At 55.3% G+C, this 12587-nt stretch carries 9 protein-coding genes and 1 pseudogene; 3 read left to right on the plus strand and 7 right to left on the minus strand.

Annotation, left to right across the window (positions count from 1 at the left end; translation table 11 throughout):
• Positions 1-22: 22 nt before the first annotated feature.
• Positions 23-364: a cupin domain-containing protein gene (locus H4F65_RS04725; RefSeq protein ID WP_010276286.1), complete on the minus strand. Its 342-nt coding sequence runs from the start codon at positions 362-364 to the stop codon at positions 23-25.
• A 116-nt stretch (positions 365-480) separates the two neighbouring features.
• On the opposite strand from H4F65_RS04725, the gene H4F65_RS04730 reads away from it, so the two are divergent.
• Positions 481-1197 carry a Crp/Fnr family transcriptional regulator gene (locus H4F65_RS04730; RefSeq protein ID WP_010276283.1) on the plus strand — a complete coding sequence of 239 codons (717 nt, stop codon included), beginning with the start codon at positions 481-483 and terminating at the stop codon, positions 1195-1197.
• A gap of 482 nt (positions 1198-1679) precedes the next feature.
• Here the strand turns inward: H4F65_RS04730 and cobB are convergent, their stop codons facing one another.
• From cobB to lolC, 5 genes are all read right to left on the minus strand, one after another.
• Complete coding sequence (cobB, locus tag H4F65_RS04735; protein WP_039314309.1) at positions 1680-2510, minus strand: Sir2 family NAD+-dependent deacetylase; 831 nt, start codon at positions 2508-2510, stop codon at positions 1680-1682.
• Positions 2511-2521: 11 nt separating this feature from the next.
• Positions 2522-3436, minus strand: coding sequence for an N-acetylglucosamine kinase (gene nagK / locus H4F65_RS04740; RefSeq protein WP_010276276.1), 915 nt, complete (start codon positions 3434-3436; stop codon positions 2522-2524).
• 84 nt (positions 3437-3520) lie between these two features.
• Positions 3521-4768, minus strand: coding sequence for a lipoprotein-releasing ABC transporter permease subunit LolE (lolE, locus tag H4F65_RS04745; RefSeq protein ID WP_010276273.1), 1248 nt, complete (start codon positions 4766-4768; stop codon positions 3521-3523).
• Positions 4765-5472 (minus strand): lipoprotein-releasing ABC transporter ATP-binding protein LolD, encoded by a 708-nt coding sequence (gene lolD / locus H4F65_RS04750; protein WP_010276269.1) that lies wholly within the window; start codon positions 5470-5472, stop codon positions 4765-4767. The genes lolE and lolD overlap by 4 nt, the downstream gene beginning before the upstream one ends.
• Complete coding sequence (lolC, locus tag H4F65_RS04755) at positions 5465-6667, minus strand: lipoprotein-releasing ABC transporter permease subunit LolC (RefSeq protein WP_010276266.1); 1203 nt, start codon at positions 6665-6667, stop codon at positions 5465-5467. Before lolC ends, lolD begins: the two co-directional genes overlap by 8 nt.
• 145 nt (positions 6668-6812) lie before the next feature.
• Between lolC and mfd the strand changes: the two are divergent.
• A pseudogene (gene mfd / locus H4F65_RS04760) lies at positions 6813-10264 on the plus strand (transcription-repair coupling factor).
• Positions 10265-10486: 222 nt separating this feature from the next.
• A complete protein-coding gene (gene yegD / locus H4F65_RS04765) occupies positions 10487-11839 on the plus strand; it encodes a molecular chaperone (protein ID WP_010276260.1) in 1353 nt (450 codons plus the stop codon).
• A 51-nt stretch (positions 11840-11890) separates the two neighbouring features.
• On the opposite strand, the gene H4F65_RS04770 is transcribed toward yegD, so the two are convergent.
• On the minus strand, positions 11891-12481 hold the full coding sequence (locus H4F65_RS04770; protein ID WP_010276257.1) for a TetR/AcrR family transcriptional regulator: 591 nt from the start codon (positions 12479-12481) through the stop codon (positions 11891-11893).
• Positions 12482-12587: the final 106 nt, after the last annotated feature.

A 12587-nucleotide genomic window follows, 5' to 3' on the forward strand; every position in this document is an offset into this window, starting at 1 on the left:
GTAGCGCTTAATGGAATAGCGCTTAGTCGGTTTTCAGCGTCTTCAGCATGGTCAGCAACATGCGTGACGACTGCTGCGCATCAACGGCATGCGGGATATTGGCGGGCATACGCACCAACGTGCCGGGCTGCGCGACGACGGGTTCGCCACCGATCGTCAGCAATAATTCACCTTCAAGTACCATAACCAGTGCATCATAAGGGGCACTGTGTTCACTCAGTCCCTGCCCCTGGTCGAAGGCAAACAGCGTGACATTGCCGCCGTCGGTACGAGCCAACACGCGACTGGCAATGCCGTGCTCAGTTGGGGTAATCAATTCATGGAGAACCAGCGCCTGTGCCGCCGGAAGGGTATTTTCTTTCATGGAAACTCTCCGCTATTCTCGATTCAGCGCGCCGTGATTTTGCTTGCTGAATTCATGCAAGTGATTATTATTTTCATTTACTAGCTTGATGGTAATACCAGCCTCTGGGAGGGCAAATGACATTTGTCAAAAAAGCGCTATCGCCCGATGAATACGGCGAGGTGCTGTTTCAACATGACTGGATGCGCGGTGAACCCAACGATGTGGTGTGTGAACTATTGGCAAAAAGCGAGCGTCTGTTTTTCCGGCAGGATGATGTTCTGTTTCGCGAAGGCGACAAAATGCAGCACTGTTTGCTGGTTGAAGCAGGAAAATTGCAGGCTTTTCGCCATACCTATGGCGGAGATGAAAAGATTTTCGGACAGTTTGAACGCGGTGAATTTGTCGCCATCGCCGCGGTGTTTATGGATCACGGCCGCTTCCCGATGAATATCCGCGCGCAGAGCGATGGCCACACACTGATGATCCCACGACAGGATATTCATCAGTTTTGTTTGCAGCGCCCGGAACTGGCACTGCGTTTGCTGAATTATCTGGGCAAGAAACTCTACTCGACGATCAACCAAATCGACTGGCTGACGTCCAGCTCCGCACCGCAGCGTCTGGCAGATTACCTGCTGCGCCAGCACCACATTCAGCAAACTCAGCAATTGACATTACCGGTGAGTCGAGGCCAGCTCGCGACGTCATTAGGGATGCGCGGTGAAACATTGAGTCGATTGATGTCCGACTGGAAACGGCAAGGCCACATTACCTATCGGGGTCATCAAGTAGAATTGTGCGATCTGAATTATCTGAAGGCACTGGCTGCCGAGGCCAGACGGACATTCTGATCCTTCTAAGCCTTTGTCGGTTCAGGCATGACGGGGGGATAGAACAATTTTGGATATACTTTTTGACAATTGTCATTCCCCCATCATCACATTATCAACTACGCTTAGCTTACATTGATGAGAATAACTCTCATTAACATAGTTATCTCATTCCTATCGTGATGAGATACCGTGAGGGTAACGCTATGCTGGGCTTTTTCCGACGAACCTTATCTTTTCATGGAACACGGTCTCTTCATGGAACCCCGTCACGCCATGACAGCCAACAACCGCCACATCCGCAGGCGGACTCGCCGACAGAAACCGCTGCACATGCTCGCTGTAGCGAGAGTGAATATTGTTTCTTTAACCACGCCGCGATGTTGCCGTTCGATCAGCTTGACGAGTGTTGCTGCGGCAACGATCGGAAAGAGAAAACGCCGTCCTCATACGATTCATGACGTTTTCTCTTTTTGCGGACGCTTAAAAATTTTTGCGGGCGTTTAAAACTTAATGCTTTGACCGCGCGTCAGCCAGGCGGCGACAAACTCAGGCACCACGCTGCTAGCGGGACCGTAAATTTTTTCATCAAACTGGCTTTCGACCTGGCTGGGCTCCAGATTCAGCTCCAGCGTGTAGGCACCGTGCGAATGGGCCTCATGAACAAAACCGGCAGCGGGATAGACATGTCCCGACGTGCCAATTGCAATAAAGTAATCGGCCTGCGACAGCGCATGGTAAATCTTGTCCATATGCAGCGGCATTTCACCAAACCACACCACATGCGGGCGTAACGGCGCGGGAAATTGGCAACAGTGACAGCGTTCGCCAGCGGCGAGATCGTCTGTCCATTCAACGATCTGTCCACTTTGGCTACAGCGTACTTTCAGTAACTCACCGTGCATATGGATGACGCGCTTGCTGCCAGCACGTTCATGCAGGTTATCGATGTTTTGCGTAATCAGCTGGAAATTATCTTCCAGCATCGCTTCCAGATTGGCTAATGCCAGATGTGCGGCATTCGGTACAATTTCCGGCTGTTGTAACTGACGACGACGGGCGTTATAAAATTCCTGCACCAGCTCGGGATTACGCTGAAAGCCTTCGGGCGTCGCGACATCCTCGACGCGATGCTCTTCCCACAGGCCATCGGCTGCACGAAAGGTACGAATGCCCGACTCCGCTGAAATACCTGCCCCCGTCAGTACTACCACGCGCGGTTTTTTCACTTCGCTTGCTGCCAGATAATCACGATGGAAAATACGCGCACGAAGACGCTGTTGCCGCATACGCTTTCCCTTATGAAACCGCCCTAATCGTTGACGCGTATACATACCTTCTCCAGCTAGTTATCCATTAAGTGTAGCAACGCCGCACCACGTACGCCGCCCGCATCGCCATGACGCGCTTTTTCTATACGTGGCAGTTTCGCAATCGGTAAAAGTCGTGGAGGAAGGCGCGTCGGCAGAATTTGATAAATTTCATCAAAATTCGATAGGCCGCCGCCCAACACCAGCAGGTGCGGATCGAACAGGGTCAGCAGATTGCCCAGACAGGCCGCCAGCAAATCCATAAAACGATCGACAAACGCCTGCGCTTTTTCTTCTCCGCCACGATAGTGCCGGATGATGGTCACAGCAGGCAGCGCTTCACCATACAGATGCTCGTATAGCCATTCAAAACCGCGACCGGAAATATAATTCTCGATGCAGCCTGATTGACCGCAGCCGCACTTCACGCGGGGAATATCCACACCGATGATATCCAGCGCGTCGGACGGCAGGCGAAGATGGCCGAACTCACCCGCGATGCCGTTGCGCCCGTCGAGCGGACGTCCGTTAATCACCAGACCGCCGCCCAACCCCGTGCCTAAAATCATACCCAGCACGACAGGATAGGAACGGAACTCCGCGTCCCAGGCTTCCGACAGCACAAAGCAGTTAGCATCGTTACTGATGCGAATCTCTCGCTGCAAACGCTGCGACAAATCCGTACGCAGCGGTTTTCCCATCGTTGCGGGCAGGTTAGCGGTGAAGAGCGCACCGTCGTTCCCCGTCTCCATGCCCGGTACGCCGAGACCGACTCTCCCCTGCATGCCAACCTGAGCGTCAGCTTCATGCACCAGATCGACCAGCGTCGTAAGCAGGTCATCATAATTACTGCGCGGCGTCGGCACCCGCTTTTGCCACACCTTGTTCAACTCTGCGTCGAACACGCCCAACTCAATTTTCGTGCCGCCCATGTCAAAACCGTAGTACATGACTGCTCCTTAGGGTGTGATCGCTTTCCCACACGATAGGGACTATCCCCGTCATCTCTCAAGCCGCATGTGCGTTGGCTTGGCTTACTGCCCGCTCAACACGCGAGCAGGGTCAATCCGGCTGGCGCGCCGTGCCGGATACCAGCTGGCAATCAGGCTCAGCACCAGCGATGTTCCTAGTACGATCAAGACATCCGTTACATGCAGTTCAGATGGCAGGAAGTCGATGAAATAGATGTCGCCGGACAGCAGCTTATGACCGATGAGGGATTCAATACCGTGAATAATCGGCGTCAATTGCAAGGTCGCGATCACGCCAATCACAGCGCCTATCACGCTACCCAGCAGCCCAGCCAATAGCCCGTACCAAATAAAGATTGCCCGAATCAGCCCATCTGGGGCACCCAGCGTACGCAAGACCGCGATGTCGCTACTTTTGTCTTTTACCGCCATCACCAGCGTTGAAACAATATTAAAACAGGCCACACCAATCACCAGAATCATCGCCAGATACATGATGGTTCTCACCATCTGGATGTCTCGGTACATATAACCATAGGTGCCAATCCAGCTGCGAATAGTGACATAAGCCTTCGTGACTTCGCCCGCATCGCGCACCAGTTTATTGGCGGAGAACACATCGTTAGCCTTGATGGCGATCCCCGTTACGCTCAGCCCCATGTCCAGATATTGCTGGGCATCCGCCAGCGGAATCAGCGCTAAGCCATGATCGAGCTGGCCGCTCAGCTGTAAAATACCGCTGACGTGCAGCCGGATGCGTTTCGGCTGCATCAGTTTCATTTCCGGGTCGCTGTTCGGGATCATCACCGTGACCCAGTCACCTTCCACCACATTCAGCGCCTTTGCCACGCCCTGACCAATGATGACCTGCTGTTCACCCGCGCGGAACCGCTGCCAGGCATTATTCAGCACATAGTTGGGCAGCGCGCTAAGACGTTTCTCCTGCTGCGGATCGACGCCTTTTACCTGAACCGCCTGAAGCTTGGCGCCGTTCTCCAGCAGCCCGGTGAAATTGATATAAGGCGCCGCGGCCGCCACGCCAGGCACCTGTTCGATTTTCGGAAGAATGTCCTGCCAGCCGTCGAAAGGCTGATTGACCGGTGCGATCTCGCCGTGCGGAACCACGGCCAAAATGCGGTTGTTCAGTTCGCGCTCAAAGCCATTCATCGCGCTCAGGCCAAGAATCAACACCGCTACGCCGAGAGCAATCCCGAGCGTCGAAATGACCGAAATCAGCGAAACCATGCCGCCACGCCGACGGCCGCGGCTAAAGCGCAGGCCAATCAGCAACGAGAGCGGAGGAAATCTCATTGCCGCGCTCCCATCAGGGTCAGTTCCTTCTGCAACTGACCGTCACGCATTTCCAGTTGACGGTTCAGTCGGCTAGCCAGTTGCAGGTCATGCGTCACCACCAGAAAGGCGGTACCCTGTCGGACGTTCAGCTCTCCCAGCAGTTCAAAAATGGTGTCTGTCGTGCGCTGATCGAGGTTACCGGTTGGCTCATCAGCCAACACCAGCGACGGGCTGTTAACCAGCGCTCTGGCAATGGCGACACGCTGCCGTTCACCACCGGACAGCTCCGATGAACGGTGGTGACTGCGCGCTTCCAGCCCAACAGCCGCCAACATTTCGCGAGCTTTATCCTGAGCCTGTGACGTCGGTACTTTGCCAATCAGCAACGGCATTGCGACGTTTTCCAACGCGGTAAAATCCGGCAGTAGATGGTGGAACTGATAAATAAAGCCCAGCTCGCGATTGCGTAAATCCGATTTTGCCGCCGCTGAAAGCGTATTCAGCGGCTGGCCTTTAAAGATAACCTCACCTGACGTCGGCGTATCCAACCCGCCCAGCACATGCAGCAACGTACTTTTACCCGAACCAGAGCTTCCGACGATGGCCATCATCTCGCCACTGCTCATTTCAAATGAGACATCACGTAACACGTCGGTAGACAGCTTGCCGTCCTGATAGCGCTTCGACAGGTTAGTACACTGCAATAACGGTAAATCACTCATAACGTAAAGCCTCAGCGGGTTGAACGGCGGCAGCGCGCCATGACGGGTAAAGTGTCGATAAGAGGGCAATGACCATCGCAGAAATGGCGATCGTCACGACCTGCATGGGATCAATATCTACAGGCAACGCAGCACCATCCAGCAATACGCCCAGTATCGGCATCAGCGTATTCAGTTGGCTGGCCAATAACGTCCCCAGCACTGCCCCTAACAGCGCGCCAATAACACCAGCGCTCCCCCCTTGCACCATAAACACCGCCATAATCTGACGTTGAGTCAGCCCCTGCGTTTGCAGAATGGCGACTTCTCCCTGTTTTTCCATCACCAGTAAACCCAGCGAGGTAATAATATTGAACGCGGCTACCGCGACGATCAGGCTGAGCAACAGCCCCATCATATTTTTTTCCATGCGTACGGCCTGAAACAGCTCACCTTTACGTTCGCGCCAGTCTTTCCAGACCGTGCCTTCCGGCAGCGTTTGCGTGCTCAGCGTATCGACCGACAGCGGCTTTTCCAGCCACAAACGCCAGCCGGTAATGTGGTTCGCTGGGTAGCGCATCAAGCGAGAGGCATCCTGCTGGTTCACTAACAGCTGGTAGCTATCCACTTCGCTGTTCGCAGCAAAGGTGCCGGCAACGGTAAAGATTCGCTGGCTAGGGATACGCCCCATCGGCGTCAGCTGGCTGGCGCTCGTGACCATCATACGAATTTGATCGCCGGCTTTAACGCCCAGCTGTGCGGCCAGTTTTTCGCCCAAAATGGCCTGATACTGACCGGATTGCAGCTGCTGCTGTTTGACGTTAACCAAATAGCGCGACAGCGGCTCCTGTTCGTCAGGATCAATGCCTAACATCACGCCCACGGCGACGCTGCGGGCGCTTTGTAGCACCACATCGCCCGTCGTCAGCGGCGCAACGCGCGTTACGCCTTCCAGCGAGTTTAAGGAGGAAGCGGGAATCAACGCCGGGTTCAGCGAACCTTGCGGCGTAGAGATAACCGCCTGAGGCATCACGCCCAGAATATTGCCTTCCAGTTCGCGCTCGAAGCCATTCATCACGGAAAGCACGGTGACCAGCGCCATCACGCCCAGCGTGATGCCAATGGCGGATAACCAGGAGACAAACCGGCCGAAGCGGTCTGATGCACGCCCGCGCATGTAACGCAGGCCAATAAATAAAGCGACAGGTTGATACATGAAATCCGTCTGGATAAGGTTGCCAAAGCAAAGTGATCAAGGATAATAAAGGGTAGTACTGCTTTATGGAACCCTAACACCCTCACTCTACGGCTTTTTCTTATTCCTGGCCGGATGCAGGGAGGCGAGACCCGATAATCAGATGATGCCTGAAAATTACCGTTATTCGTTGCCGCCCAAAGCCGGTGAGCAGCGCCTGCTGGGCCAGTTAACCGGTGCTGCCTGCGCCGTTGAATGTGCAGAAATCATTGAACGCCACACCGGGCTGGTGGTGCTTGTCGCGCCGGATATGCAAAACGCTCTGCGATTGCGTGATGAAATTCAGCAATTTACCGACCAGCACGTCACCACCCTGCCTGACTGGGAAACGCTGCCCTACGATAGTTTTTCTCCGCATCAGGAAATTATTTCGACCCGCCTTTCCACACTCTATCAATTGCCCAATATGACGCGCGGCGTCCTGATCCTGCCGGTCAACACGCTGATGCAGCGCGTTTGTCCGCACAGTTTCCTGCACGGTCATGCGCTGGTGTTGAAAAAAGGCCAGCGCCTCTCGCGTGATAAGCTGCGTTCGCAGTTGGAGCAGGCAGGCTACCGCAGCGTCGATCAGGTCATGGAACATGGTGAATATGCCACGCGCGGCGCGCTGCTGGATCTGTTCCCGATGGGGAGCGAAGAGCCCTACCGTATCGATTTCTTTGACGACGAGATCGACAGTCTGCGTCTGTTCGATGTCGATACGCAGCGCACGCTGAACGAAGTGCCGCACATTAATCTGCTGCCGGCCCACGAGTTCCCGACCGATAAAACCGCCATCGAACTTTTCCGCAGCCAGTGGCGCGAGCAGTTTGAGGTACGACGCGATGCCGAGCACATTTATCAACAGGTCAGCAAAGGCGTCTGGCCCGCCGGGATCGAATACTGGCAGCCGTTATTCTTCAGCGAACCGCTGCCGTCGCTGTTCAGCTATTTCCCGAACAACACGCTAATCGTCAACACCGGTAATATTGAACAGAGCGCCGAGCGCTTCTGGCAGGATATTCAGCAGCGTTTTGAAAGCCGTCGTGTCGATCCGATGCGCCCACTGTTGCCGTCGGATTCACTCTGGCTGCGCGTAGACGGTCTGTTCACGGAACTGAAAGCGTGGCCGCGCGCGTGCAGTTGAGAACCGATACGCTGCCGGAAAAAGCCGCCAACGTGAATCTGGCCTATCTGCCGCTGCCGGAGCTAGCCATTCAGCATCAGCAGAAATCCCCGCTGGATGCGCTACGCCGTTTTATCGAACAGTTCGAAGGCCAGATCATTTTCTCCGTCGAGAGTGAAGGCCGACGCGAAACGCTACAAGAGCTTCTGGCGCGTATCAAACTGAACCCAACACTCATCAGCACGCTGGAGCAGGCTCAGGATCGTGGCACTTATCTGATCATCGGTGCCAGCGAACACGGTTTTATCGACACGCTGCGTCAGCGCGCGTTGATCTGCGAAAGCGATCTGCTGGGTGAACGCGTTAGTCGCCGCCGTCAGGATAGCCGCCGCACGATCAATACCGATACACTGATCCGCAATCTGGCGGAACTGCGGCCGGGGCAGCCCGTCGTTCATCTCGAACACGGCGTTGGCCGCTATGCCGGGCTGACCACGCTAGAAGCGGGCGGCATCAAGGCCGAATACCTGATTTTGACCTATGCGGGCGAAGACAAGCTGTACGTTCCCGTTTCCTCGCTGCATTTGATCAGCCGCTATGCGGGCGGTGCCGATGAGAATGCGCCGCTGCATAAACTGGGTGGTGATGCCTGGTCACGCGCGCGGCAAAAAGCGGCAGAAAGGGTGCGCGATGTCGCCGCCGAGCTGCTGGATATTTATGCCCAGCGTGCGGCGAAAAGCGGTTTTGCATTTAAGCATGATAAAACGCAGTACCAGCTTTTCTGCGAAAGTTTCCCCTTCGAAACGACGCCCGATCAGGCGCAGGCCATCAACGCCGTACTGAGCGACATGTGCCAGCCGCTGGCGATGGATCGTCTGGTCTGTGGCGATGTCGGCTTTGGGAAAACCGAAGTGGCAATGCGCGCCGCCTTTCTGGCGGTTGAAAACCATAAGCAGGTTGCCGTTCTGGTACCGACGACGCTGTTAGCACAGCAGCATTTTGACAACTTCCGCGATCGCTTTGCTAACTGGCCGGTGAAGATTGAAATGATCTCCCGCTTCCGCAGCGCGCGTGAGCAAACTCAAGTGCTGGAGGAAACGCAGGAAGGCAAAGTCGATATTCTGATCGGCACCCATAAGCTGTTGCAGAGCGACGTACGCTGGCGCGACTTAGGGCTGCTGATTGTGGACGAAGAACACCGTTTCGGCGTGCGTCACAAAGAACGCATCAAAGCGATGCGGGCGGATGTCGATATCCTGACGCTGACCGCTACGCCGATTCCGCGTACGCTCAACATGGCGATGAGCGGGATGCGCGATCTGTCGATCATCGCAACTCCACCTGCTCGCCGCTTGGCGGTAAAAACGTTCGTGCGCGAATATGACAATCTGGTGGTGCGCGAAGCGATTCTGCGTGAAACTCTGCGCGGCGGACAGGTGTATTACCTCTATAACGACGTCGAGAATATCGAGAAAGCCACCCAGCGGCTGGCAGAGCTGGTGCCGGAAGCGCGCATCGCGATTGGCCACGGTCAGATGCGCGAACGGGAACTGGAACGGGTTATGAACGACTTCCACCACCAGCGTTTTAACGTACTGGTGTGTACCACGATCATCGAAACGGGGATCGATATTCCAAGCGCCAATACCATCATCATTGAGCGTGCCGATCACTTCGGTCTGGCACAGCTGCACCAGTTGCGTGGTCGCGTGGGGCGTTCCCACCATCAGGCTTATGCTTACCTGCTAACGCCGAATCCTAAAGCGATGAGCACCGATGCGCAGAAGCGTCTGGAAGCCATCGCCTCATTGGAAGACCTCGGTGCCGGTTTTGCGTTAGCAACGCACGATCTGGAAATCCGTGGCGCAGGTGAATTGCTCGGGGACGATCAGAGTGGACAGATGACCAGCGTCGGTTTCTCGCTATATATGGAACTGCTGGAAAGCGCTGTCGATGCCTTGAAAGCAGGTCGGGAGCCATCGTTGGAGGATCTGATCAACAGCCAGACCGACGTCGAACTGCGTTTGCCTGCCCTGCTGCCCGACGATTTCATCCCCGACGTCAATACGCGCCTGTCGTTATACAAACGTATCGCCAGCGCGAAAACCACCGCCGAGCTGGATGAGCTGAAGGTCGAACTGATCGATCGCTTCGGTCTCCTTCCTGATGCAAGCCGCTATCTGTTGCAGATTGCCGCCCTGCGTCAGCAGGCGCAGGCGCTGGGTATTCGCCGTATAGAAGGGAATGAGAAAGGTGGTTTTATCGAATTCAGCGAGCAAAATCGCGTCGATCCGTCCCATCTTATCGGCCTGTTACAGCGCGATCCGGGCACCTACCGTCTTGATGGCCCAACCCGCCTGAAATTCATGAAGGATTTGAGCGACCGTCCGCAGCGCATCGAGTTTATCGGCTCACTGCTGGGGAACATGGCGCAACATACGCTGGCGGCGTAACTCATTTTCACCACAGTAAACGGGAACCTTCGGGTTCCCGACAGATATCTTATGAGTAAATCTCTCTCCACCGTTGCATCTGCCTTTACAAGCACTGCCGTAACGCAGTAAAGTCGCCACCTTTTTTATGGCCTGCCATCCTTGGCGGCCACCCTTCCGGGCCGTCGCGGGTGCGACGTTAAAAATTTCTCCCGAAAATTTTTTATGGCATGGGGCACGACGATGTTTATCGGTTTTGACTACGGTACAGCCAACTGTTCAGTGGCGGTTATGGATGAAGGTACGCCACGGCTCCTGTCGCTGGAAAATGGCTCGCCTTATCTTTCTTCCCTGCTGTGCGCGCCCGTGCGCGAAGCGGTTAGCGAGTGGTTATGGCGACACCATCAGGTCAATGCTGAGGGTGAAAATGCGCTGCTGCTGAAGCGCGCCATCAGCTACAACCGCGAGGAAGATATTCGCGTGCAGGCTGATAGCGTGAAATTCGGACGTGATGCGTTGCGCCACTATATGGATGACCCGGAAGAGACGTGGTTCGTTAAATCACCGAAGTCCTTCCTCGGTGCCGTCGGGTTGAAAGCCCAGCAGATTGCGCTGTTTGAGGATCTGGTCTGCTCCATGATGCTGCACATCCGCACACAGGCAGAAAGCCAGCTTGACCAGCCTATTCGTCAGGCAGTCATCGGTCGCCCGATTAACTTTCAAAGCATCGGCGGCGAAGAAGCCAACCAGCAGGCGCAAGGCATTTTAGACCGTGCGGCACACCGTGCCGGGTTTGAAGATGTCGTCTTCCAGTTTGAACCCGTCGCCGCCGGGCTGGATTTCGAATCCACGCTGACGAAAGAAACGCGCGTGCTGGTCGTGGATATCGGCGGCGGCACCACCGACTGCTCCATGCTGCTGATGGGCCCAGAGTGGCATAAGCAGCAAGAACGTTCGCAAAGCCTGTTAGGGCACAGCGGCTGCCGCGTTGGCGGTAACGATCTGGACATCATGCTCGCGTTCAAACAGCTGATGCCGCTGCTTGGTATGAATAGCGAGACAGAAAAAGGCATCGCCCTGCCGATCATGACCTGGTGGAATGCGGTCGCGATTAACGATATTCCGGCGCAAAAAGAGTTTCATAGCACCGCCAGCCGCGCGTTAATCAACGAAATGATCCGCGATGCCCGTCAGCCCGAGCTGGTGAAAAGACTGCTGACCGTCTGGCAACAGCGCCTGAGCTACCGTCTGATTCAACTGGCGGAAGAGAGCAAAATTGCGCTGTCCAATCAATCGGAAACGGCAGCTGATTTGCACTTTATCGAATCAGGTCTGGCAACGCGCATTCATGCTGATGAACTCAATGCCGCCATCGATAATCCGCTTATGCGTATTCAGCAGCAGGTGACGCTGGCGCTAGAAACCAGCCAAACCCGGCCGGAAGTAATCTACCTGACTGGCGGTAGCGCACGTTCTCCGCTGCTACGTCAGGCTATTCAGCAACTGCTTCCTGATATTCCTATCGCCAGCGGCAACGATTTTGGTTCCGTTACCGCCGGACTGGCGCGCTGGGCAGAGATTATTTTTCGTCGTTAAGCCAAAGACGAGACGCCAACCACGCGTCTCGTCAGGCTGTTCTTTTGATCGCTACTGTGGCTTAACTAACAGCCCACGCAACAGCAATTCCAGCGCGGCAACGCCTTGTGCCAGCCGCGCATTTCCATCCTCTCCGTCCGCAATCCAGAACGCCGCCTCGGCCAAACTGCCGTAGATTAGCGATGCTAGCGCCTGTGGATCGGCATCTGCCACCACGCCTTGCCGGATAAGGTTGTCGATCAGCCGCTGCATCGACTCAACGCAATGGCGTTGTGAATCTGGCGATGCCCCTCCCAGAACCGCCCGCGCATCACGCAGCACGATGCGCTGAATCTCCGACTCCAGCGCCATTTCCAGATAGGCGCGGCAGCGACGACGAAAGCCATCCCAGGCATCCTCGGCGGTGTCGGAGATGACTTGTAGTCGTTCATCCATCTCGGCATCGATCTGTTCCACCACCGCCGCCAACAGCCCTTTTTTGTCACCGAAATGGTGATAAAGCGCCCCACGAGTCAGGCTCGCCTGTGCGGTGAGATCGTCCATTGAGGTATCAGCATAGCCGCGCTCGCTAAAGACCTTACGGGCGGTCGCCAGCAGCGTAGCGCGGGTTTCTTCCATTTCAGCACGGGTACGACGAACCATCGGCACATCCTTACATACACATCGTATGATTATTTACATTCACTCCGTATGAATATATGCTTTATTCATACGCTCTGTATGTATTGTCGCTGTGCCGCCACGTGGT

The sequence above is a fragment of the Pectobacterium brasiliense genome (genome assembly GCF_016950255.1).
Taxonomy (GTDB): Bacteria; Pseudomonadota; Gammaproteobacteria; order Enterobacterales; family Enterobacteriaceae; genus Pectobacterium; species Pectobacterium brasiliense.